Genomic DNA, 22,876 nt, shown 5'->3' on the forward strand with positions numbered 1-22,876 from the left:
CGCGGCGGTCAACCGGTTCACAGTCGCCGCGGCATTGTTGTGCTAAAGCCGGGCGAAGTCCCGCTTGTCCTCGGTGTAGGCCAGGTTCTGCACGGGTTGGTCAGGCACGGCGCCCACACCTGGCCGACCGCGGTGTCCAACCTCTTCTCAGCCGAAATACGTTCCGCCACAGGACTTCCTGCGCTCGTCGCGGCAAGCGGTCTGCGCGCCGCCCGAACCTTGTTTGTCTGATTCACCCTATGTGCAACGGATCGATCTGCACCCGCACTGCCTCGTGATCGTGCCGGGCGCTGGCGATCGAGATGGCATGGCGCAGCGACGCCGCCAATGCCAGTCCTTCGTCCTTGCGGACCCGCACCAGCATCCGGATCACCGGCTCGCCGGGGCGCGTCGCGGGCGGCCGGCGAACTCCTGGCGGCAGGTCGACGGGGCCGAGCTGGTCGGCGTCCTCGGGCAGCTCGGCGTGGCCCAGGAGCGCGTCGACCGCACCGGAGCTGCCGTCGACGGCGGCCATGTGCACGCTGGGCGGCAGACCGACCTCGGCGCGGGCATCCAGTTCGGTCTCCGCGTGCCCGACCGGATCCCACTTGATCAGCGCCTGCACGGTCGGGATAGCCGACTCGGCGACCACCGCCACCACGCCGCCGTCCCCGCGTGGCCGCACCAGCGCGGCGGCGGCCATCCAGCGCCGCAGGGTGTCCTCGGCGGCCCGCAGGTCTTGGCGGCCCAAAAGCGCCCAGCTGTCCAGCAGTAGCGCGGCGCCGTAGCCGCCCGGCACCCGCGGCTCGGCGCCCGGCGTGGCGACGACGAGGACAGGAGCCGCCTGGATCTCGGTGTGCACCGTGTCGCCGGCCGAGGTGATGACCGTCGTGCCCGGGAACGCCCGGCCCATCTCCTCAGCGGTGCGGCGCGCCCCCACCACCACCGCCCGGATCGCGTCGGAGCCACAGCGCCTGCAGCGCACCGCGCTGTCGATGCGGCCGCACCACCGGCACACCGCGCCTGCGGCATCGCGCTCCGTCAATGACAGTGGGCCCATGCAGTGCCGGCACCGGGCGATCGTGCGGCACCGGGCACACGCGACCGACGGCACGTAACCGCGCCGCGGCACCTGGATCAGCACCGGCGCCTGCTGCTCTAGCGCGCCGCGGGCCGCGCGCAGCGCCAGCGACGGCAGCCGCGCGGACCGGGCGGCGGCGTCGCGTTCCTCGGCGTAGCCGGAATCGTCGAGTGCAACCACCCTCGGAGCGGCCGCCCGCACCAACGTCCGGGCGGCCACCAGGTCGTGCGCCCAGCCGCTCTGCACCAGCGCTTGCGACTCAGCGGTGCGGGCGTAGCCGCCGATCACCGCCGCACAACGCAGCTGATGGGCCCGCAACATGGCCACTTCGCGGGCGTGCGGATAGGGCGCGCGCGGCTCGGCGAGGGTGTCGTCGCCGTCGTCCCAGACGATGACCAGGCCCAGCCGGTCGACGGGGGCGAATACCGCACTACGGGTCCCGATGACCAGCCGTGCGTGCCCGCGCAGGGCCGACAACCAGCGCCGGTAGCGCGCCGACGGACCGAGGCCGGCGGACAGGGCGACGACGGCGGCCGGGTCGATGCGAGCGGTGGCGGCCGCCCACAGCGCGTCGATGTCGCGCTGGTCGGGAACCACGGCCAGCACCCCGTAGCCGCCGCCGACCGCGGCCGCGGCTGCTTCGGCGATCCGGTCGCACCAGTGTTCGCCCGGCAGCGCCTGCCACACCGCACGGGCGGCCCGCCCGTCACGCAATGCGGTCAGGAAGCCCTCGCCGCCGCCGTAGCGGGCCCAGCCCGCCGGGTCGACCGGTTCGACGACGGGCAACAGCGGCGGGTCGGCCTGGGCCTTCTCCGCCCTGGCATGCCGTGGCGGGATGGCCAGCCGGAGCACGTCAGGGCGGGTGCCGGCGTAGCGGGCAGCCACCGCGTCGACGAGACGGCGAACCTCCGGGGTGAGCACCGGCTCAGCCGAGATGACCCGGTCCAGCCAGCCCAGCTGGCCCACATGGTCGGTGTCCGAACGTCTTTCGAGTACGAATGCGTCGGCCAGCCGACCGTGGAATCGAACCCGGACCCGCACCCCGGGCTGGGCGTCGTCGGATTGTTCAGCGGACACCAGATAGTCGAACTCGCGGTCCAGGTGTGGCACCGACAGCATCGGCAGCACCCGGGCGATGGGTTCGTGTTCGGCGGCGCGCCGGATCGGCATCGTCGAAGACTATCGACGTCGCCGACACTCAGTCGGTGGCCCGGCCGAAGAAGAATCCGGCGGTGATCAAGATCTGCGAGGTGGCGTACACCCACCAGATCGGCACATCCAGCGCGTGCGAATCCAGAACGAAGCGGCCGATGCCGATCATCCCGTCGGAGACCGCGAAGCAGACCGCGCCCAGGGCCGTCCACGGGGTGGGCAGCCGGGCCAGCAACGCGGCACACACCATCGCGGCGAGCACCGCCATGTAGACCATGACCGGGATCGTCAGCCCGTCGGTCACCAGCCGGGGCCAGAACCAGACCAGCAAACTCACGCATGCGACGACCACGACGGCCGAGGCGACCAGCCTGGGCCGGCTGCGGCCCCGCAGCGGCAGCAGCGCCCCCAGGTAGCAGAGATGGGCTACCAGGAACGAGCCGAGCCCCAGCACGAACCCCGGCTGCCACCCCGGGATAGCCAGAAAGAAGTCGCCACCGGCCGAGAAGAGCAGAGCCGCGACCAGCCAGAGTCGCTCCCGGATGATCGGGTGCCACCACGCGGCCACCGCCAGCAGAACGGCCATCAGCGCCTTGACGACGGGCTGGCCCGGGAAACGGCCGGTGAGGTCGGCGTTCTCGGGCAGGGACACGGCGGCGATCACCAGGAAGGCGCCGTAGCCGATCGCCGCCGCGGCCCCGGCAGCCCACCACGTTGTCAGGGTGCGTAAGTACGGTGGGCTGATGCCCAGCCTGGAGCGGCCGCCCGTGGATCCCATCCTGCAGAAGGTACTGGACGCCGTCCCGTTCCAATTGACCATTGACGGCGGCATCGACGAGGCCCGCCGACGGTTCCGGGACCTGCCTCGCCGCCCGGCGCATCCCGATCTGCGGGTGGAAAACCACACCATCGACGGGCCTGCGGGGCCGATCCCAGTCAGGGTCTACTGGCCCACCGATGCCGACACCGATCCCCCCGTCACCATGTATTTCCACGGCGGCGGCTTCGCCGTCGGCGACCTGGACACCCACGACGGGACGGCCCGTGATCACGCCGTCGGCGCGGGCAGTCTGGTGGTCTCGGTCGACTATCGGCTGGCTCCCGAGCACCCCTATCCCGCTGCCGTCGACGACGCCTGGGCAGCGACGCGGTGGGTGGCCGCCAACGCCGACCGCTTCGGCGCGGATGCGTCGCGGCTGGCGGTCGCCGGTGACTCGGCCGGCGGCACGCTGTCGGCGGTGGTGGCCCAGCTGGCCCGGGACAACGACGGCCCGCCGATCGCATTCCAGCTGCTCTGGTACCCGTCGACGATGTGGGACAGCTCGCTGCCGTCGGTCATCGAGAACGCTGACGCTCCGGTGCTCAACACAGCCTCGATCAACGCCTTCAGCCGCTGGTATGCCGGGGATATCGACCTGGCCGCCCCGCCGCCGGGCATCGCACCCGGCCGGGCCGCCGACTTGGCGGGACTGCCACCCGCCTACATCGCGGTGGCCGGCTACGACCCCTTGCGCGACGACGGCGCCCGCTATGCGGAGCTGCTCGCCGCCGCGGGTGTAACAGTCGAGCTGCATTTGGCCGACACACTGGTGCATGGCTACCTCGGTTACGCCGGGGTTGTTCCGGCCGCCACCGAGGCGACCGAACGCGGATTAGCCGCTCTGCGCGCAGCGTTGCACGTCTGAGCGGCCCGGCTAGCAGCAATCTTGTCGGGACCGTCCGGACAGGCCACAATGGCAACAATCGCCACAATCGGGAGGATTTACCCCATGAACGAAACCCGGCGCGCACTTGGCATCTGTCTCGGCGCCATCGCCACCGGCCTGGCATCGGCAGTGATCGCCGCCCCGATGGCAGCGGCCGCACCCGACTGCAGCAAGCCTGCCGTCGATGCCCAGGTCGCGCAGTCCCAGGGACAGATCCAGAGCTACCTGAGCACCCATCCCGACGGTCAGAGGATGCTGATGACCGCCGCACTGCAGCCGCGTGCGCAGGCCTCAGCCACGCTGCAGGCCTACGCGCAGTCCAACCCGCAGGAGTACCAGGAGTTCACCGCGCTCCTGGCCCCGCTGGGCACGCTGCAGAAGCAGTGCGGCGTTCAGGTCATCCCGCCGCAGTACCAGTGGGCGTTCGACCAGTTCGTCGGCTGAGAAGCTAACGGATCTCAACTCACCGGGTCAGCCCGGCTGTTGCGCCACCTTGCCGACAGCCGGGCTGACCCGTGAATGATCGAGTGAAGCCCGTACAGCTGACCCGCCGAGTCTTGGAATGGCTCACTCAGCAGAGCGCCCAGCGGCAGGCCACGCCAGAATATGGATCCTGGCTACTGGGACGGGTCTCGGAGAGTCAACGTCGCCGGCGCATCCGGATCCAGATCATTCTCACGGTGTTCGTGGTGGTCGCCAATCTGATCGGCGTCGCCGTCGCGATGTCCGTCATCACGGTCGCGATCCCGGTACCCAATATTTTTGCCGGCCGCGCGCACGCGATCACATCCGTCATCGCCCCGACCTACGTCGTCGTCGCGGTGATCATCGGCTGGATCTGGGCGACCCGTCGCCTGCTGGACGCGCTGCGCTGGTCGATCGAGCAGCGCCCTCCCACGTCGCGCGATCGCCACAACACATTCCGCGCCCCGTGGCAGCTGACCGTTATTCCGCTGGTGCTCTGGGGTGTTGGCGCGGCACTGCTGACCACCCTCTACGGATTGGTCGATACGGCCTACATCCCCAAGATGTTGTTCGGCATCACGTTCAGCGGCATCGTGGTGTCGGCGAGCTGCTACTTCTTCACCGAGTTCGCGTTGCGGCCGGTGGCGGCCCAAGCACTCGAGTCCGCCATTCCCGACCATCGCGGCGGCCCGGGAGTGTTGGGCCGGACGATCATGGCCTGGGTGTTGGGATCCTGCGTGCCCGTCGTAGGGATCGCCCTGGTGGCAGCCTTCACCCTGACGCTGCGCAATATGACAGTGACCCAACTCGCCGTCGCCGTACTGCTATTAGCCGCTGCCGCAGCGATTTTCGGCTTCATTCTGATCGTGATCGCCTCCTGGCTGATCGCCACGCCCGTTCAGGTCGTGCGGGCCGCGATGCAGCGCGTCGAAGACGGTGACCTCGACGCCCGTGTGGTGGTCTTCGACGGCACCGAACTCGGCGAACTGCAGCGCGGCTTCAACACGATGGTCGAGGGCCTCCGCGAGCGCGACCGCGTCCGGGATCTGTTCGGACGGCACGTCGGACGCGACGTGGCCCTGGCGGCTGAACAGCGCAACATCAACCTCGGCGGCGAGGAATGCCGCGCCGCGGTGCTGTTCGTCGACATCGTCGGATCGACAGCGGTGGTGGGCAGCCGCCCGCCGGCGGAAGTCGTCGAACTGCTCAACCGGTTCTTCGCGGTCGTGGTCGACGAAGTCGAGCGCTGCGGTGGTCTCGTCAACAAGTTCGAAGGCGATGGCGCACTGGCGGTCTTCGGTGCGCCGGTAGCACAGGACCAGCCTGAAACGAACGCGCTTGCCGCCGCCCGGGCCATCGCTGGCCGCCTGCGCCGCGATGTCCCCGAGATCGCCGTCGGCATCGGGGTGGCTGCCGGCATCGTGGTGGCCGGCAATATCGGGTCGCATCACCGATTCGAGTACACCGTCATCGGGGATCCCGTCCACGAAGCATCGCGCCTGTGCGAAATGGCCAAGAAGACCGGTGCCGGCGTGCTCGCCTCCGCATGCGCCGTGGAAGCCTCCAACGCCGCCGAGCAACGCTTCTGGACGATCGATGACGAGGTCGTTCTGCGCGGGCGCACAACGCCGACCCGGCTGGCCGTTCCCTCGAAGACCCTGACACCGTCGGAATGATTCTCGTCCTGCGCTGCTTGTGAGAGTTGGCAATCACACGATTCGGCCAACACGCAACGGAGGAACCCGATGACCACTCCCCTGGCCGGCAAGCGCGCATTGGTCACCGGCGGCTCCCGCGGTATTGGCGCCGAGATTGTGCGCCGCCTCGTCGCCGACGGTGCCGCGGTCGCGTTCACCTATCAATCCTCGGTGCAGACTGCGCAGGCCTTGGTCGACGAACTGGTCGGCGCCGGCGGCTCGACGACCGCGATCCAGGCCGACAGCGCTGACTCCGCCGCGATCACCGCGGCAGTCGAGCACACGGTCTCGACGCTGGGCGGTCTGGACATCCTGGTCAACAACGCCGGGATCGCCATTGCCGGCACAATAGAAGACTTTCCGCTGGAGGAGTTCGACCGGCTGATCGCAGTCAACGTGCGCGGTGTGTTCACCGCCATCCAGCGGGCGGTCCCGCACCTGGGCGCGGGCGGGCGGATCATCACCATCGGCAGCGTGAACGCCGACCGGGTCCCGATGAACGGGTTGGCGGTGTACGCGCTGACCAAGGCAGCGGTCGCCGGGCTCACCCGCGGTCTGGTTCGCGAGCTCGGGCCGCGCGGTATCACCATCAACACGATTCAGCCCGGACCGGTGGCCACCGATATGAACCCCGAGGTGGGCGGGTTCTCCGATGAAGTGCGACCTTTCATCGCCGTCGGCCGTTACGGCCAGCCCCGCGATATCGCCAGTGCGGTGGCCTACCTGGCCTCACCGGAAGCCAGCTACGTCACCGGCGTGACCTGGAACATCGACGGCGGTTTCGTCATCTAGAAGCCGCCGGTTCCCGCTGGACGACTACCGCTTCACGGGCGTAGTACGGAGCTAGACCGAGTTCTTGAGGTCGTCGACCTTGTCCAGGCGCTCCCACGGCAGGTCGATGTCGGTGCGGCCGAAGTGGCCGTACGCGGCCGTCGGCGCGTAGATGGGACGCAGCAGGTCGAGGTCCCGGACGATCGCGCCGGGCCGCAGGTCGAACACCGCGGTGATGGCCTTCTCGATGCGCGCCGGGTCGACGGTCTCAGACCCGAAGGTCTCGACGAACAGGCCCACTGGGGCGGCCTTGCCGATGGCGTAGGCGACCTGCACCTCGATCCGCTCGGCCAGGCCGGCAGCGACGACGTTCTTGGCCACCCAGCGCATCGCGTACGCGGCCGAGCGGTCCACCTTTGACGGATCCTTGCCGGAGAACGCACCACCGCCGTGGCGGGCCCAGCCGCCGTAGGTGTCGACAATGATCTTGCGGCCGGTCAGGCCGGCGTCACCCATCGGGCCGCCCAGCACGAACTTGCCGGTGGGATTCACCAGCAGCCGGAAGTCCGAGGTGTCCATCGAATCGTGGTTCAGGTCGGCCAGCACGGTATTGACGACCTTCTCCCGGATGTCCGGGGTCAAGGTGCCTTCCAGATCGATGCCTGCGGCGTGCTGCGTGGAGAGCACGACGGTGTCCAGCCGTACCGGGGTGGTGCCGTCGTACTGCACGGTGACCTGGGTCTTGCCGTCTGGGCGAAGGTAGTCCAGCACGCCGGTCTTGCGCACCTCGGTCAGGCGGCGGGCCAGCCGGTGCGCCAGCGCGATCGGCAGCGGCATCAGCTCGGGGGTGTCCTTGATGGCATAGCCGAACATCAGACCCTGGTCGCCGGCGCCCTGCAGGTCCAGCGGATCGGCGCCGCCCTCGACGCGAGTCTCATGAGCGGTGTCCACACCCTGGGCGATATCGGGAGACTGGCGGCCGATGCCGATGTTGACGCCCGCGGTCTCGCCGTCGAAGCCCTTCTCCGAGGAGTCGTAGCCGATGTCCAGGATGCGCTTGCGGACGATGTCGTTGATGTCGGCGAATGCTTCCTTGGCCGACGTCGTCACCTCGCCGATGACATGCACCTGGCCGGTGGTGACGGCCGTCTCGACCGCGACACGTGACTTGGGGTCGCCGGCCAGCAGCGCATCCAGGATCGAATCGCTGATGGCGTCACAGATCTTGTCGGGATGACCCTCGGTCACCGACTCACTGGTAAACAGCCGACCTGCGCTCACGTTGTCATCCCTTCCAATACTTAGTTCTGCGAATCATATCCTCGCCCATACAGACCAAACCGGCACGGTACGGTCCGCGCAAGGCTTCCGCGCACTTTTCTTCCAATTGCCAGACCGGTCAGGCCTCGCGCCGCAGGAGCGTGGCGATCGCGTCCACGATACGACTTGCCATCAGAGTCTTCGATCCGTGTTCCAGTGCGGTCTCGGTGCCGTCGGCGCCCAGTAACCACCCGTCGTTACTGTCCACCTCGAACGCGCGGCCCTCACCGACGGCGTTGACCACGAGCAGATCACACCCCTTGCGGGCAAGCTTGGCTCGGGCGTGGAACAGCACGTCGCCTTCTGTGTCACCGGTCTCGGCGGCGAAGCCCACGATGGCCCGCATATTGGGCAGCTGCCCGTCGGCGCGCTGGCGCACCGCGCCGGCCAGCACATCGTCGGTGCGCACCAGCTCGATGGCGGGCGCCTCCACCACATCGGGTTTCTTCTTGATCTTGCTGGCTTCCACGTGTGCGGGCCGGAAGTCGGCTACCGCGGCGGCCATGACCAGCACATGCGCGTCGGGTGCGTGCTTGGTGACCGCCTCCTGCAGCTGCGCCGCCGAGGTGATATTCAGGACGTGCACACCAGCGGGTTCGGCGAGCCCGGCGGTGTTGCCGGCGATCAGGGTGACGTCGGCGCCGCGCTGGGCGGCCACCCGTGCCACCGCGTAACCCTGCTTCCCGGAGCTGCGGTTGCCGATGAAGCGGACCGGGTCGATCGCCTCGCGGGTGCCACCGGCGCTCACCAGCAGCTTGACGCCATTCAGGTCGTGTGGCAGTGCATCGGAACGGGCCAGCAGCAGCTCGGCGAAGGTGGTGATTTCCTCCGGCTCGGGCAACCGTCCCGGGCCGGTGTCGGCGCCGGTGAGACGCCCGGAGGCGGGTTCGAGGACGACCACGCCCCGGTTACGCAGGGTCGCGACGTTCTCGACGGTGGCCGGGTGCCACCACATCTCGGTGTGCATGGCCGGCGCGAACAACACCGGGCAGCGGGCCGTCAGCAGTGTCGCGGTCAGCAGGTCGTCGGCGCGGCCGGCGACGGCACGGGCCAGCAGGTCGGCGGTGGCCGGAGCGACGACGACGAGGTCGGCTTCCTGGCCGAGCCGGACGTGCGGGACTTCGTCGACGTCCTCGAATACACCGGTGCGGACCGGATGTCCCGACAGCGCCTCGAATGTGGCGGCGCCGACGAACCGCAATGCCGACTCGGTGGGCACGACGCGGACGTCATGCCCAGCCTCGCTGAGCTGGCGGACCACCGAGCACGCCTTGTATGCGGCGATGCCTCCGGCGACGCCGACGATGATCCGCTTGCGGTTCATCAACTAGCCCGGGCTTGGTGAGCTACTCGCCTTCGGTGTGCTCGAGCAGGTCGCCGTGGATCTCGCGGAGCGCGATCGACAGCGGCTTCTCCTGCAGGCCAGGCTCGACCAGCGGGCCGACGTATTCGAGGATGCCGTCGCCGAGCTGGTTGTAATAGTCGTTGATCTGGCGGGCACGCTTGGCGGCGTAGATCACCAGCGCGTACTTGCTCGACACCCGGTCCAGCAGCTCGTCGATAGGCGGGTTGGTGATGCCCAAAGGCGTGTCATAGGCGGTTGCGGCACCCGGGGCCGGATCGTAGTGATCCGTGCTGGCTTGCGTCACGTAGAACTTCTTCCTGAGCGGATGTACTGCTTCGAGTAGCAGATGCGGGTCTATATCGGGTAGCGAGTCGGGGTTGTCGACATCTCACGCCGGCTTTGGGGCGTTGCCCACCAGCAAGGATACCAATTCGGCACAGGCCGACTCCAATTGGCTGTTCACGACGACGACATCGAACCGGCCCTGAGCAGCCAGCTCAGCGCGGGCAGTGTCCAATCGGCGCGCCATCACCTCGGGGGTTTCGGTGCCCCGGCCGGTCAGGCGCTGTTCGAGCGCCTCCCAGCTGGGCGGCGCCAGGAACACGGTCACAACCTCGGGCATCGCCCGTTTGACGGCTTCGGCGCCGGCCAGGTCGACCTCGATCAGGACGGGCTGCCCTGAGGCCATCGCGTCGGCCACCGGGGCGGCCAGCGTGCCGGAGCGCTGCAGTCCGTTGTGGATCTCTGCCCATTCGAGCAGGTCGCCACAGTCGATCAACTGCTGAAACTGTTCGGGTGTGACGAAGTGGTAATCGACGCCGTCCACCTCACCCGGGCGCCTGGCCCGGGTGGTTGCCGACACACTGAAATGCAGGTCGGGCACCCGCTCACGCAGGCATCCGACGATTGTCGACTTCCCTACCCCGGATGGCCCGGACAGCACCACCACTCGGCCATGGCCGCGGTGGTCGGGCGTCACGCCCGCGCTGTCCGGCCCTCCGCCGGCATTCACCGTCTCTAGTCGGCGGTGAAGTCGAACTTTTCCAGCAAGGCCTTGCGCTGCCGATCACCGAGGCCACGCAAGCGGCGCGTCGGGGCGATCTCCAGCTCGGTCATGATTTCCTGCGCCTTGACCTTGCCCACCTTGGGCAGGGCCTCCAGCAGTGCGGAAACCTTCATCTTGCCGAGAACCTCGTCGGTCTCAGCGTCCTTGAGCACCTGCTTGAGGTTGGTGCCGCCACGCTTGAGCCGATCCTTGAGCTCAGCTCGTGCACGACGCGCGGCAGCAGCCTTCTCCAACGCGGCTGCACGCTGCTCGTCGGTCAACTGGGGAAGGGCCACGGGTTCCTCCGTCTCATCACGATCATTAATTTGCCTGGGCCGGGTACTTCAGCCAGCGACAGCGACCGTACCCACGCTCTCTGACGAAATCTAACCCCACCCCCTGATTACCGGTGCAAACCCGCAGGATAAGGGTCAAGATCACGTTGTCTGGACAGCTGTCGGGACAACGTTCCGGCACACTGACGCAGCCGAGCAAAGCTCCAAAAAGTTGCCCAAAAAACGGGCCCCACCAGCGATGTCTTGGACAATCGCCGGGCCGCATCCCCGCCGCCGACGCACATCACGGGCCGGACGGGGGCAAATTTCAGCTTTCAGGCAGGTCGCGGCGTGTCGGGCGTGTCGAGACGAGCCTTTGCGATCACTTACCGCACGCACAGCTGCGCGACAGATCTTGCATAGCCGAGCTATCTAACGTGGTCGATGTCGGGGTCGTGCAGTGCTGTTTTTCGAACCCTTGAAGGGACGTGTCATGTCCATCACAAAGTCGACCCGTATCGCCGCCGTTGCGGTCGGGATCACGATCGCCGGGCTAACGGTGGGAGCGGCCCCCGCGCTCGCCGAACCTGGGCCAGGCGGTCAGTGCGGATTCCAGGGTTGCCAGGGACCCGGCCAGCGCGGCCCTGAGGGACCGGGTCAGGATCGCCGCGACCCCGGGCCGGCCGATTGGCGCGGCGGGCCTGGTGGCGGACCTAGCGGGCAGCAGTGGCGCGGCGGTGACGACCGCGGATGGCGCGGCGGTGACGACCGCGGCTGGCAGCCCGGCCCCCCGCCGCAAGATCTGGGCTGGCGCGGTATCGATCAGGGCCGCTGGGACCACCAACCGTTCAACTACGGCGGCAACTGGGTCAACCCGGTATTCGATCAGGGCAATCAGGCCTGGGGTTTCTGGCTGTTTGGCGTGTGGATCCCGCTGTAGATCCGGCAGTCAGGCGAGGTAGGCGACCGCTTCGCGTAGCTTCTCCCCTGCTCGCCGGACCGCGGCGACATCCGGTCCGGCGCGCAGGATTTCGCGCGACACCGCCGGCAAGAGCTGCCCGGGCCGAGCGCCTCCGAGGCCACCGAGCGCCTCGGGGCGTCCGCCCTGGGCACCCACGCCCGGCACCAGCACCGGCCCGCCAAGCTCGCTGAGGTCGGGCACCACGTCCAGCGTCGCGCCGATGACCACACCCACCGATCCCGGGTGCGGAGAAGCGGCGCGGTTGACGGCCGCGGCGTCGTCGACGATGGATTGCGCGACCGTGCGCCGGCCCGCGGTCGCCCGCTGCACCGAGGCACCTTCGGGGTTGGATGTAGCCGCCAGCACGAACACCCCGCGCCCGTTGACGGCGGCAAGATCCAAAAGTGGCTGCAGCGAACCGAATCCGAGATACGGCGAGGCAGTGACGGCGTCGGCGGCCAGCGGCCCGGTACCGGCCCACGCCTGGGCGTAGGCGGCCATCGTCGATCCGATATCGCCGCGTTTGGCGTCGGCGAGCACCAGGACGCCGCTCGATCGAAGCGCGGCCATGGTGTTTTCCAGGACCGCGAAACCGGCTGAGCCGTAAGCCTCGAAGAACGCCACCTGTGGCTTGACGATGGCGAATCCGGCGAAGGCCTGCACGCAGATGTCGCAAAACCGGGCCAGACCCTCGGTGCTGACGGGCAGATCCCAAGCCCGCAGCAGCTCCGGGTGCGGGTCGATGCCCGGGCACAGCGGCCCGCGCTCGGCGATCGCGGCGGCCAGCCGGTCGCCGAACCCCGCCTCAGTCATGGCCGAGGGTGGCGTGCAGTTCCTGAAGCGACAACACGTCGATGTCACCGCGGATGCCGGCCTCGATCCCCTGCACGGCCGCCGAGGCGCCCTGCACGGTGGTGATGCACGGGACGTTCATCGACACTGCGGCCGAGCGGATCTCGTAGCCGTCGATGCGCGGGCCCGAGTTGCCGTAGGGGGTGTTGATCACCATGTCGACATGGCCGGCCAGGATGGCGTCCACCGCGGACATCGCGGGCCGGCCATCGCCGGGCTCCTCGAAGTGCTTGCGGACCACGTCGCACGGAATGCCGTTGCGCCGCAGCATCTCCGCGGTGCCTTCGGTGGCCAGCACCCGGAAGCCGAGGTCGGCCAGTCGTTTGACCGGGAACACCAGCGAGCGTTTGTCGCGGTTGGCCACCGATACGAAGATCGTGCCGGTGCTGGGCAGTGAGCCGTAGGCGGCGGTCTGACTCTTGGCGAAGGCGCTGCCGAAATCGCGGTCGATACCCATCACCTCGCCGGTGGACTTCATCTCCGGGCCGAGGAGCGAGTCGATGCCGGAGCCGTCCGCCTTGCGGAACCGGTGGAACGGCAGCACCGCCTCCTTCACCGCGATCGGCGCATTGGGCGCCGGCGTCGCACCGTCGCCGCTCAGAGCCAGCACCCCTTCCGCACGCAGCTGGGAGATGCTGGCGCCCAGCATGATTCGCGCGCATGCCTTGGCCAGCGGAATCGCGGTGGCCTTGGAGACGAACGGCACGGTCCGGCTGGCCCGCGGGTTGGCCTCCAGCACATAGAGCACGTCGTCCTTGAGCGCGTACTGCACGTTGAGCAGCCCGACCACCCCGACACCGTGCGCGATGGCCTCGGTGGCCCGCCGCACCGCCTCGATATCGCTGCGGCCCAGCGTCACCGGCGGCAGCGCGCACGCCGAGTCGCCGGAGTGGATGCCGGCCTCTTCGATGTGCTCCATCACGCCGCCGATGTAGACCTCGGTGCCGTCGCAGAGCGCGTCGACGTCGATCTCGATGGCGTCCTCGAGGAAACGGTCGACCAGCACCGGATGCTCGGGCGAGAGCTGAGTGGCTCGGGTGATGTAGCTCTTCAGCGTCTTCTCGTCGTAGACGATCTCCATGCCGCGCCCGCCGAGCACATAGGACGGCCGCACCAGGACCGGATAGCCGATGCGGGCGGCGATTTCGCGGGCCTGCTCGAAGCTGGTGGCGGTGCCGAACTTCGGCGCGGGCAGTCCGGCCTCGTGCAGCACCTGGCCGAACCGGCCGCGGTCCTCGGCCAGGTCGATGGCCTCGGGCCGGGTGCCGACGATCGGCACCCCGGCGTCGGCCAGCCGCTTCGCCAGCCCCAGCGGGGTCTGGCCGCCCAGTTGCACGATCACCCCGACCACCCCCGGACCGCCACGACCGGACTCCGATTCGGCGTGGTAGACCTCGAGAACGTCCTCGAAGGTCAGCGGTTCGAAATACAACCGGTCGGCGGTGTCGTAGTCGGTGGACACCGTTTCGGGGTTGCAGTTGACCATCACGGTCTCGAAGCCGGCCTGGCTCAGCGTGATCGCCGCATGCACGCAGCTGTAGTCGAATTCGATGCCCTGCCCGATCCGGTTCGGGCCCGAGCCCAGGATGAGCACCTTCGGCCGGACGGTCTGCGGGGCGACCTCGGTCTCGGCGGCGGGGTCGAGTTCGTAGCTCGAGTAGTGGTAGGGCGTCTTGGCCTCGAACTCGGCGGCACAGGTGTCGACGGTCTTGAAGACGGGATGGATGCCGAGGCGCTGCCGCAGCGCCCGCACCCCGGCCTCGCCGGCCAATTCGCTGCGCAGCGAGGCGATCTGACGATCCGACAATCCGTTGTGCTTGGCGCGGCGCAGCAGGTCCTCGGCCAGGACAGGGGCGTCGAGCAGTTCCTGGCGCAACCCCACCAGACCGTTGACCTGCTCGACGAACCACGGGTCGACACCGGAGGCAGCGGCGACGTCTTCGACGCTGGCGCCCAGCCGCAGCGCCAGCTCGATGTCGTAGAGCCTGCCCTCGGTCGGGGTGCGCAGCCGCTCCAGCACCTCGTCGGCGGCACCGTCGTCGTCGGGTCCGGTCCAGAACCCGGCACGGGTGGTCTCCAGCGAGCGCATCACCTTGCCGAGCGCTTCGATGAAGTTACGGCCCAACGACATCGCCTCGCCGACCGATTTCATCGTCGTGGTCAGCGTCGGGTCGGCGCCGGGGAACTTCTCGAAGGCGAACCGCGGGGCCTTGACCACCACGTAGTCCAGCGTCGGCTCGAAGCAGGCCGGGGTTTCCTTGGTGATGTCGTTGACGATCTCGTCGAGGGTGTAGCCGATCGCCAGCTTGGCCGCGATCTTGGCGATCGGGAATCCGGTGGCCTTGGACGCCAGCGCGCTGGACCGAGACACGCGGGGGTTCATCTCGATCACGATGAGCCGGCCGTCTTTCGGGTCCACCGCGAACTGGATGTTGCAGCCGCCGGTGTCCACGCCGACCTCGCGCAGGATCGCGATGCCCAGATCACGCATGACCTGGTATTCGCAGTCGGTGAGCGTCATCGCCGGGGCCACGGTCACCGAGTCACCGGTGTGCACGCCCATCGGGTCCACGTTCTCGATGGAGCACACCACCACGACGTTGTCGTGATGGTCGCGCATCAGCTCGAGCTCGTATTCCTTCCAGCCATAGATGGATTCCTCGATCAGCACGTTGGCCGACGGGGATGCGGCGAGCCCGTCGCCTGCCATCCGCTCGACGTCCTCGAGTGAATGCGCCATCCCCGAGCCCAGCCCGCCCATCGTGAAGGACGGGCGCACCACGACGGGCAGGCCCAACTCGGCGACGGTATCGCGAACCTCGTCCATGGTGAAGCAGACCCGCGACTTCGCGGACTCGCCACCGACTTTGGCGACGATGTCCTTGAACCGCTGTCGGTCTTCGCCGCGCTGGATGGCGTCGAAGTCGGCGCCGATCATCTCGATGCCGTACTTCTCGAGGATGCCCTCGTTGTGCAGCGCGACCGCGGTGTTCAGCGCGGTCTGCCCACCGAGGGTGGCCAGCACGGCGTCGATCTTGTTGCCGCGGGCGGCTTGTTGGGCGATGACCTTCTCGACGAACGCCGCGGTGATGGGCTCGACGTAGGTGAAGTCGGCGTATTCGGGGTCGGTCATGATCGTCGCCGGATTGGAGTTGACCAGGCTGACGGTCAATCCTTCGGCGCGCAACACCCGGCAGGCCTGAGTGCCCGAGTAGTCGAACTCGCAGGCCTGGCCGATGACGATCGGCCCGGAGCCGATGACGAGAATGTGGTTGAGGTCGGTCCGGCGTGGCATTAGCGCTTCCCCTCGTCCATCAGGTCCACGAATTGGTCGAACAGATAGTTCGCGTCGTGTGGCCCGGCCGCGGCCTCCGGGTGGTACTGCACCGAAAAGGCCTTTCCGTTCGCAAGTTTGATGCCCTCGACCACCCCGTCGTTGGCACAGGTGTGGCTGACCAGCGCCGGGCCGAAGTCGGTGTCGAAGTGCTCACCGGCTTCGCCTTCCAGTGCGAAGCCGTGGTTCTGCGCGGTGATCGCCACCGTGCCGGTGGCGTGGTCGATGACCGGCACGTTGATGCCGCGGTGGCCGAACACCATCTTGTAGGTGGACCGCCCCAGCGCCCGGCCCAGGATCTGGTTGCCGAAACAGATCCCGAACAAAGGGATTTCGGCGCCCAGGACCTCCCGGGTCACCCCGACGACGTGGTCGGCGGTGGCCGGGTCGCCCGGGCCGTTGGACAGGAACACTCCGTCCGGCTTCAGCTCCGCGATCTGGGAGAAGGTGGCCGACGAGGACAACACATGGGTCCGGATGCCGCGCTTGGCGAAGTTGCGCGGGGTGTTGGTCTTGATGCCGAGGTCGAGCGCGACGACGGTGAGTCGATGCGCCCCTTCGGGTTCCACGATGTAGGCCTGGGGGGTGCTGACCTGCCCGGCCAGATCGGCCCCGAGCATCGCGGGCTGGTTGCGCACCCGGCTCAGCATCTCCTCGGCGCCGGCCAGGGCGGGGCCGGAGAACACCCCGGCCTTCATCGAGCCGCCGGAGCGCAGATGGCGCACCACCGCGCGGGTGTCCACGCCGGCGATGCCGACGATCTGCTGGCGTTTGAGTTCGTCCTCGAGGGTTCCGGTGGCCCGCCAGTTCGAGGGGCGCGGCGACGGGTCGCGCACGACGTAGCCCGCCACCCAGATCTTGTCTCCGCGGCTCTCGCTGTCCTCCTGGTTCCAGCCGGTGTTGCCGATCTGCGGGGCGGTTGCCACCACGATCTGGCGGTGATAGCTGGGGTCGGTCAGAGTCTCCTGGTAGCCGGACATCCCGGTGGAGAACACCGCTTCGCCGAGGGTCTGTCCGATCGCACCGAATTCGGTGCCGGTGTAGACCCGCCCGTCCTCCAAAACCAGATGGGCTTTACCCGTCACGCTGCTTCTCCTGTTGTCGTCCAGCGGGCATAGTCACGGCGGTCGTCGCCGCGAAAGCCCGTATCAATCTCGGTTCCTGACGGCAGCCGCCACCGAATCGCAAGGATGGCCGCCACCTTCCCGGCCAGCGCGCGTTCAGTGCGAATGGCGGTGATCGCGTCCTGCGGGATCCAGATCGGGGTCGCGCCCGAGCGCTCGAGCAGGATCCCTTCGGGGTAGCGGGTCAGCACGGCCTTGGACCGGTACCCGAGATCCCCTGCGGCAATGCGCTCCAGCCAGTGCGGGGCCAGCGTACTGCCGACGTAGAGGCCCGTGGTCGGTGCGACGGTGGCCGAGCCGAGCAGGTCGGGCATGGCCGGCAGTTCGCCCAGCAGGTCGAATTGCCGCTTGGCCCGCCGCTTCCAGCCGCGCAACATCCGGCCGATCACCACACCGATGATGACCACGATCACGAACGCGAAGACGTACGACCCGATCGCTGTTCCGGTGTTCACGCCGGGCTCTTCCCGTCCCGCGCGGTCACAACGCCCCGAAGCAGGGTCGCAGTGACGTTCGCGGGCAACGCCATTGACGCGAAGGGGGTGTTGGCCGAGCGGCTGGCAAGTCCGCCTCCATCGACCACCCAGGTGGCGTCGGGGTCGACGACGACGAGGTTGGCCGGCTCCCCCACCTCCAGCGGGCGGCCCTGGTCGTCCAGCCCGACGATACGGGCGGGGTTCTCGCTCATCACCCGCGCGACACCGCGCCAGTCCAGCAGCCCGGTCGCCACCATGGCCTCGACCACCACCGACAGCGCGGTCTGCAGACCCAGCATGCCCGGCCGGGCCTTGGAGAACTCGCAGCACTTCTCCTGTTCGGCGTGCGGCGCGTGATCGGTGGCCACGCAGTCGAGCACGCCGTCGGCCAGCGCCTGGCGTAATGCTTGGACGTCGGCGGCCTCACGCAGCGGCGGGTTCACCCGGTTCACCCCGTCGTAGCTGGCCAGCCGGCTGTCGTCGAGCAGCAGGTGGTGCGGGGTGACCTCGGCGGTGATCGAAATGCCTTGTTGTTTAGCCCATTTGATGATCTCGACGGTTCCGGCGGTGGAGGCGTGGCAGATGTGCACGCGGGCGCCGGCGTCGCGGGCCAGCAATGCATCGCGGGCCACGATGGATTCCTCGGCGGCCCGTGGCCAGCCGGCCAGCCCCAGCTTGGCGGCGTTGGGGCCTTCGTGGGCGACGGCGCCGACGGTCAGCCGCGGCTCCTCGGCGTGCTGGGCGATCAGCACACCAAGGCCGGTGGCATATTCCAGCGCCCGGCGCATCACCAGCGGGTCGTGCACGCAGATGCCGTCGTCGGAGAACATCTTGACCTGCGCCACACCGGCTGCCATCAGGCCCATTTCGGTGAGCTGCTTGCCATCCAGCCCCACGGTGACCGCACCGACCGGGTGTACGTCGACCAGGCCGACCTGTTGGCCGCGCCGCCATACGTGGTCGGTCACCACCGGGCTGTCGGCCACCGGATCGGTGTTTGCCATCGCGAACACCGCGGTGTAGCCACCCAACGCCGCTGCCGCCGAACCGGTTTCGATATCTTCGGCATATTCGCGGCCGGGCTCGCGCAGGTGGGTGTGCAGGTCGACGAAGCCGGGCAGCAGCACCTGGCCGGTGGCGTCGATGACATCGGCGTCCTCGGGCGCCGTCAGCTTGGGGCCGATCTCGGCGATCTGGCCGTCTGCCAGCAGGACGTCGACGGGGTCACCCTCGCCGTAGAGCCGGACGCCCTTGATGAGGATCGGCGGGCAGGAGCGCAGCGACTCGGGGATTGAATCTGTCATACCGACACCGCCTCGTCCGTGCCGACCAGCAGATGGAACAGCACCGCCATCCGCACGTGCACACCGTTGGAAACCTGTTGCAGCACAGCCGATTGCGAAGAGTCCGCGGCAGCGAAGGAAATCTCCATACCGCGCAGCATCGGGCCGGGGTGCATGACCACCGCGTGTGCGGGCAGCAGGGCCTGCCTGCGATCAGAGAGCCCGTAGCGCACCGAGTACTCCCGCTCCGACGGGAAGAACCCGCCGTTCATCCGCTCGGCCTGCACCCGCAGCATCATCACCGCGTCAGCGGCGGGCAGTTCGGCGTCCAGGTCGTGCGACACGGTCACCGGCCAGTCGGATACCCCAACGGGCAGCAGGGTGGGCGGCGAGACCAGCACCACTTCGGCGCCGAGGGTAGCCAGCAGCGACACGTTGGAGCGGGCCACCCGGCTGTGCACGATGTCGCCGACGATCACCACCCGGCGCCCCTCGATGTCCCCGAGGCGCTGGCGCAGGGTGAGCGCATCCAGCAGCGCCTGGGTCGGGTGCTCGTGCGTCCCGTCACCGGCATTGATCACCGACGGGCCACTGCCGTCCGGTTCGGCAGTCCACTCCGCCAACTGTTGGGCCGCACCGGAGGCCGGGTGCCGGATGATCAGCGCATCGGCGCCGGCGGCCCGCAACGTCAGCGCGGTGTCGCGCAGCGATTCGCCCTTGGCCGCCGAGGATCCCGAGGCACTCACGTTGATCACGTCGGCGCTCATCCACTTACCCGCCACCTCGAACGACACCCGGGTGCGGGTGGAGTTCTCGTAGAACATCGTGATGATGGTGCGCCCGCGCAGCGTCGGCAGCTTCTTGACCTCGCGGCCCAGCAGCGCCTGCCGGAACCGGTCGGCATCGTCGAGGATCGCGGTGGCCTCGTCGCGGGTCAGATCGCCCGCGGAAAGTAAATGTCTGATCGTCACGGTTGTTGCCTGTTCTTCGCGCAAGCGCTCATCAGCGGGCAGGCCCTCCCTGCGGTGCGATCCAGATGCCTTCGATGTCGTCGTCCTCCTCGAGGCGCACCTTGACGTTCTCGCTGCGCGAGGTCGGCACGTTCTTGCCGACATAGTCGGCGCGGATCGGCAGTTCGCGGTGGCCGCGGTCGACCAGGACGGCCAGCTGAACCGCCATCGGCCTGCCGATGTCGCGCAGCGCGTCGAGGGCCGAGCGGACCGACCGTCCGGTGTAGAGCACGTCGTCGACGAGGATCACCAGGGCGTCATCGATACCGCCGGCCGGAATCGAGGTGTCCGCCAGCGCCCGGGGCGGCTTGGAGCCGAGGTCGTCGCGGTACAGCGTGATGTCGAGTCCGCCGCGCTCCACGGCGACGCCCGAGAATTCGTCGATCTTCGCTGCCAGTCGCTTGGCCAGTGTGACACCGCGGGTCGGGATGCCCAGCAGGACGACGCGGGGGGAATCGGGCGAGTCGAGCGCGGTCTTCTCGATGATCTGATGTGCGATGCGGGAAACGGTTCTCCCGACGTCCGCAGCGGACATCAATTCACGGTCGGTAGAGCCCACGAGCTGACCGGACCTCCTTCTCCGCCTCTCTGGACGGATCGTTAAAGGATGTCGAACTGCCGGGCAGCTTAGCACCCATCCGGCACTCTTCCCGAACCGAGATTGTGTGTTGAGGGCTGGCCTGGTCTGTGGTCAGTAGACTCCCCCCGGTGAATCTCACAGACAATCGCACCTCTGTCGTACAGGCGGTGGATTCCGGTCTGCTGTCCGGAGCCGTGACGCTGGCATGGCACCGCGGCAGCGTCGTGCAGGTCAACGAGATCGGCTACCGCGATGTCGAGGCCGGGCTACCCATGCAGCGCGACACCATCTTCCGAGTCGCCTCGATGACCAAGCCGGTGACGGTCGCGGCGGCGATGGCACTCGTCGACGAAGGCAAGCTTGGGCTGTCGGACCCGGTCACGCGTTGGCTGCCGGAGCTGGCCGACATGCAGGTGCTCATCGATCCGACGGGTCCACTGGATCGCACCGTGCCGGCGCAGCGGCCGATCACCATCGACGACCTGATGACTCACCGCAGCGGGCTGGCCTACGTGTTCTCCGTGCTCGGCCCGATCAGCAAGGCGTACGCCCGGGTGTCCCTGCGCCAGGACCAGGATCACTGGCTCGCCGAGATCGCCCAGTTGCCGCTGGTCCACCAGCCCGGCGAACGGCTCACCTATAGCCACGCCACCGACGTCCTCGGGATCGCCTTGTCGCGGATCGAAGGTAAGTCGCTGCACACCGTGCTCACCGAGCGGGTTTTCGAGCCACTCGGCATGGCGGACACCGGCTTCTTCATCTCCCCCGACAAGCGGTCCCGGTCGGCCACGATGTACCGCCTCGACGAAGAAACCGGGCTGCAGCATGACGCGATGAGTCCGATACCCGTGACTGAGCCGCGGTTCTGTCAGGGCGGGGCTGGCCTGGTGACGACCGTCGACGACTACCTGCGCTTTGCCCGGATGCTCTTGGGCGACGGCGACATCGACGGGACACGGGTGCTCTCGCAGTCGTCGGTGCAGCTGATGCGCACCGACCGGCTGACCGTGGAACAGAAGCAGCACCCGTTCCTGGGACTACCGTTCTGGACGGGCAGGGGCTTCGGGCTGAATCTGTCGGTAGTCACCGATCCGGCCAAATCCGCGCAGTTGTACGGCCCCGGCGGGCTGGGCACGTTCAGCTGGCCCGGCGCCTACGGAACCTGGTGGCAGGCCGACCCGGCCAACGATCTGATCCTGATCTACCTGATCCAGAACTATCCGAGTCTGAGCGCACCGGCGGCCGCGGTGGCCGGCAACACGTCGCTGGCCAAGTTGCAGTCGGTGCAGCCTAAGTTCGTGCGGCGTACGTATCAGGCATTACAGATCTAGACCGGCACCGACATCCGGGCTTCGGGTCAGGGCTTCTGTGAAATATGTGCCGTCCGGTCATGGCCCGGGTGACTGAAGGTGATCTCCAGCGTCCGGAGATAGGTGTGCAGACCGGCATCCTGAATCGGAAGCACATGAGCGTCGGCGCCGGATTCATTGTGGTGGGAGTGCCAGTACCCCGGCGGTGTGACGAAACTCGCTCCGGGAGACCAATCTTCGCGATGGCCGTCCTTGATCATGCCGGACTCGTCGAGCTCGGTGCCGATCATCGTGTAACAGCCGGGCTGACAATCGATCACGAAGTCCAGTGCCACTGACTCGTGCCGATGCGGATATTGCACCTGGCCTGCCGGAAGGATTCCGAACATGGCCCACAGGGTGTGGGTGATGGTCCGCGTCTGCGGAAACTGGCTGTTGGCCAGCAATACGCTGACGCGGTTCGCGGTTGCGGTCGTCGGATCTTCGAGGATCTGTGTGAGTTTTTCCTGCGCCTTCGAATGTTCGTAGAAGGTGGGAGCGAATCGTGCAACCGTCGGCGAGGCACCCAAATACCGCAACAACGGGGCATCATGTACCCAGTAAAGGCCGGCCTCCCCGTCGCTGGAATGCAGCGCGTGACCGTGGGCGGGCAATACCAAGAAGTCGCCCGCCGTCCAGTGGATGGTCTCGCCACAGGCATCGGTTCGCCCGCTACCCGAGAATACGAAGAAGAGCTGGCTACTGGCCTCGGCTGTTGTCATGATCGAACCGCGCGCAATGCGAATGAAATTCGCGCACAGCGCCGGACTCGTCGCTGGACCAGCGCAGCCCAGCTCATCGCTGAGGTCCAAGGGCTGGATCCGGGTCGGACCGTCCGCGAAGAACTCAGGCGAGAAGGCGCGGTAGGGCACGCTTGAGATCAGGCCTTGGCGTAAAGGATTGGCGGCCGAACTGTAGTCGAAGTACTGCGCTTCGGCCGTGAGGTGTGCAGACTGGGGCGGCGTTGCGATGTTGGGCACCGGGCAATCCTCTCGGACGAATGGTTGTCGTGCTCGCTTTCGCCCGAAATCGGCCCGACAGTTGGCAATCTTGCCGCTCATGTGCAAATAG

Annotated in this window: 21 protein-coding genes; 6 read left to right on the forward strand and 15 right to left on the reverse strand. The window is 68.0% G+C overall.

Translation table 11 applies throughout. From position 1 onward, the window contains the following. Positions 1-232: 232 nt before the first annotated feature. Both CG716_RS08185 and CG716_RS08190 read right to left on the reverse strand, forming a co-directional pair. A complete protein-coding gene (locus CG716_RS08185; RefSeq protein ID WP_094478277.1) occupies positions 233-2,230 on the reverse strand; it encodes a primosomal protein N' in 1,998 nt (665 codons plus the stop codon). Positions 2,231-2,258: 28 nt separating this feature from the next. Then, on the reverse strand, positions 2,259-2,990 hold the full coding sequence (locus CG716_RS08190; protein WP_094478279.1) for a lysoplasmalogenase: 732 nt from the start codon (positions 2,988-2,990) through the stop codon (positions 2,259-2,261). Here CG716_RS08190 and CG716_RS08195 point away from each other — a divergent pair. The 4 genes from CG716_RS08195 (at position 2,956) to CG716_RS08210 (ending at position 6,872) form a co-directional block, all read left to right on the forward strand. Next, on the forward strand, positions 2,956-3,897 hold the full coding sequence (locus CG716_RS08195; RefSeq protein ID WP_094478281.1) for an esterase LipI: 942 nt from the start codon (positions 2,956-2,958) through the stop codon (positions 3,895-3,897). The two genes, CG716_RS08190 and CG716_RS08195, sit on opposite strands and share 35 nt — an antisense overlap. A gap of 84 nt (positions 3,898-3,981) precedes the next feature. Beyond that, complete coding sequence (locus CG716_RS08200; RefSeq protein ID WP_165774065.1) at positions 3,982-4,362, forward strand: hemophore-related protein; 381 nt, start codon at positions 3,982-3,984, stop codon at positions 4,360-4,362. A gap of 83 nt (positions 4,363-4,445) precedes the next feature. Next, the gene (locus CG716_RS08205; RefSeq protein ID WP_234817753.1) at positions 4,446-6,059 is read left to right on the forward strand and encodes an adenylate/guanylate cyclase domain-containing protein; all 1,614 of its coding nucleotides are present in this window, start codon (positions 4,446-4,448) and stop codon (positions 6,057-6,059) included. Positions 6,060-6,128: 69 nt separating this feature from the next. Next, positions 6,129-6,872, forward strand: a complete 744-nt coding sequence (locus CG716_RS08210) for a 3-oxoacyl-ACP reductase family protein (protein WP_094478287.1) — start codon at positions 6,129-6,131, stop codon at positions 6,870-6,872. Between the two features lie 51 nt (positions 6,873-6,923). Here CG716_RS08210 and metK read toward each other — a convergent pair whose 3' ends face one another. The 5 genes from metK to mihF form a co-directional block, all read right to left on the reverse strand. After that, positions 6,924-8,132 (reverse strand): methionine adenosyltransferase, encoded by a 1,209-nt coding sequence (metK, locus tag CG716_RS08215; protein WP_094478289.1) that lies wholly within the window; start codon positions 8,130-8,132, stop codon positions 6,924-6,926. A 118-nt stretch (positions 8,133-8,250) separates the two neighbouring features. Then, a complete protein-coding gene (coaBC, locus tag CG716_RS08220) occupies positions 8,251-9,495 on the reverse strand; it encodes a bifunctional phosphopantothenoylcysteine decarboxylase/phosphopantothenate--cysteine ligase CoaBC (protein WP_165774066.1) in 1,245 nt (414 codons plus the stop codon). A 22-nt stretch (positions 9,496-9,517) separates the two neighbouring features. Beyond that, on the reverse strand, positions 9,518-9,820 hold the full coding sequence (gene rpoZ, locus CG716_RS08225; RefSeq protein WP_005146197.1) for a DNA-directed RNA polymerase subunit omega: 303 nt from the start codon (positions 9,818-9,820) through the stop codon (positions 9,518-9,520). An 84-nt stretch (positions 9,821-9,904) separates the two neighbouring features. Further along, complete coding sequence (gmk, locus tag CG716_RS08230; protein ID WP_094478293.1) at positions 9,905-10,528, reverse strand: guanylate kinase; 624 nt, start codon at positions 10,526-10,528, stop codon at positions 9,905-9,907. 5 nt (positions 10,529-10,533) lie between these two features. Further along, entirely contained in the window at positions 10,534-10,857 is a 324-nt protein-coding gene (mihF, locus tag CG716_RS08235) for an integration host factor, actinobacterial type (protein WP_036338016.1), read from the reverse strand. Positions 10,858-11,329: 472 nt separating this feature from the next. Here mihF and CG716_RS08240 point away from each other — a divergent pair, with 472 nt between their 5' ends. After that, a complete protein-coding gene (locus tag CG716_RS08240) occupies positions 11,330-11,776 on the forward strand; it encodes a hypothetical protein (protein ID WP_094478425.1) in 447 nt (148 codons plus the stop codon). A 9-nt stretch (positions 11,777-11,785) separates the two neighbouring features. Here the strand turns inward: CG716_RS08240 and pyrF are convergent, their stop codons facing one another. The 7 genes from pyrF to pyrR are packed head-to-tail and all read right to left on the reverse strand — an operon-like array spanning position 11,786 to position 20,435. Continuing rightward, entirely contained in the window at positions 11,786-12,610 is an 825-nt protein-coding gene (pyrF, locus tag CG716_RS08245) for an orotidine-5'-phosphate decarboxylase (RefSeq protein ID WP_094478295.1), read from the reverse strand. Further along, entirely contained in the window at positions 12,603-15,944 is a 3,342-nt protein-coding gene (gene carB / locus CG716_RS08250) for a carbamoyl-phosphate synthase large subunit (protein WP_094478297.1), read from the reverse strand. The genes pyrF and carB overlap by 8 nt, the downstream gene beginning before the upstream one ends. Beyond that, positions 15,944-17,068 carry a glutamine-hydrolyzing carbamoyl-phosphate synthase small subunit gene (gene carA / locus CG716_RS08255; protein ID WP_094478299.1) on the reverse strand — a complete coding sequence of 375 codons (1,125 nt, stop codon included), beginning with the start codon at positions 17,066-17,068 and terminating at the stop codon, positions 15,944-15,946. Before carA ends, carB begins: the two co-directional genes overlap by 1 nt. Beyond that, on the reverse strand, positions 17,065-17,562 hold the full coding sequence (locus CG716_RS08260; protein WP_094478301.1) for a PH-like domain-containing protein: 498 nt from the start codon (positions 17,560-17,562) through the stop codon (positions 17,065-17,067). The genes carA and CG716_RS08260 overlap by 4 nt, the downstream gene beginning before the upstream one ends. Continuing rightward, on the reverse strand, positions 17,559-18,887 hold the full coding sequence (locus tag CG716_RS08265) for a dihydroorotase (RefSeq protein WP_094478303.1): 1,329 nt from the start codon (positions 18,885-18,887) through the stop codon (positions 17,559-17,561). The genes CG716_RS08260 and CG716_RS08265 overlap by 4 nt, the downstream gene beginning before the upstream one ends. After that, positions 18,884-19,837, reverse strand: coding sequence for an aspartate carbamoyltransferase catalytic subunit (locus tag CG716_RS08270; RefSeq protein ID WP_094478305.1), 954 nt, complete (start codon positions 19,835-19,837; stop codon positions 18,884-18,886). Before CG716_RS08270 ends, CG716_RS08265 begins: the two co-directional genes overlap by 4 nt. 31 nt (positions 19,838-19,868) lie before the next feature. Further along, the gene (gene pyrR, locus CG716_RS08275) at positions 19,869-20,435 is read right to left on the reverse strand and encodes a bifunctional pyr operon transcriptional regulator/uracil phosphoribosyltransferase PyrR (RefSeq protein WP_094478307.1); all 567 of its coding nucleotides are present in this window, start codon (positions 20,433-20,435) and stop codon (positions 19,869-19,871) included. Between the two features lie 149 nt (positions 20,436-20,584). On the opposite strand from pyrR, the gene CG716_RS08280 reads away from it, so the two are divergent. Beyond that, positions 20,585-21,787, forward strand: coding sequence for a serine hydrolase domain-containing protein (locus tag CG716_RS08280; RefSeq protein WP_094478309.1), 1,203 nt, complete (start codon positions 20,585-20,587; stop codon positions 21,785-21,787). Positions 21,788-21,813: 26 nt separating this feature from the next. Here the strand turns inward: CG716_RS08280 and CG716_RS08285 are convergent, their stop codons facing one another. Next, complete coding sequence (locus CG716_RS08285) at positions 21,814-22,866, reverse strand: cupin domain-containing protein (protein ID WP_094478311.1); 1,053 nt, start codon at positions 22,864-22,866, stop codon at positions 21,814-21,816. Positions 22,867-22,876 lie beyond the last annotated feature (10 nt).

The organism is Mycolicibacterium sphagni, from assembly GCF_002250655.1.
In the GTDB taxonomy this organism is placed as follows: Bacteria; Actinomycetota; Actinomycetes; order Mycobacteriales; family Mycobacteriaceae; genus Mycobacterium; species Mycobacterium sphagni.

Coding starts and splice junctions, on each gene's coding strand:
- CG716_RS08240 (WP_094478425.1), top strand. CDS start 11,330: ATGTCCATCACAAAGTCGACCCGTATCGCCGCCGTTGCGGTCGGGATC.
- CG716_RS08200 (WP_165774065.1), top strand. CDS start 3,982: ATGAACGAAACCCGGCGCGCACTTGGCATCTGTCTCGGCGCCATCGCC.
- CG716_RS08195 (WP_094478281.1), top strand. CDS start 2,956: ATGCCCAGCCTGGAGCGGCCGCCCGTGGATCCCATCCTGCAGAAGGTA.
- coaBC (WP_165774066.1), bottom strand. CDS start 9,495: ATGAACCGCAAGCGGATCATCGTCGGCGTCGCCGGAGGCATCGCCGCA.
- CG716_RS08185 (WP_094478277.1), bottom strand. CDS start 2,230: ATGCCGATCCGGCGCGCCGCCGAACACGAACCCATCGCCCGGGTGCTG.
- carB (WP_094478297.1), bottom strand. CDS start 15,944: ATGCCACGCCGGACCGACCTCAACCACATTCTCGTCATCGGCTCCGGG.
- CG716_RS08210 (WP_094478287.1), top strand. CDS start 6,129: ATGACCACTCCCCTGGCCGGCAAGCGCGCATTGGTCACCGGCGGCTCC.
- CG716_RS08190 (WP_094478279.1), bottom strand. CDS start 2,990: ATGGGATCCACGGGCGGCCGCTCCAGGCTGGGCATCAGCCCACCGTAC.
- pyrF (WP_094478295.1), bottom strand. CDS start 12,610: ATGACTGAGGCGGGGTTCGGCGACCGGCTGGCCGCCGCGATCGCCGAG.
- CG716_RS08265 (WP_094478303.1), bottom strand. CDS start 18,887: ATGACAGATTCAATCCCCGAGTCGCTGCGCTCCTGCCCGCCGATCCTC.
- CG716_RS08285 (WP_094478311.1), bottom strand. CDS start 22,866: ATGAGCGGCAAGATTGCCAACTGTCGGGCCGATTTCGGGCGAAAGCGA.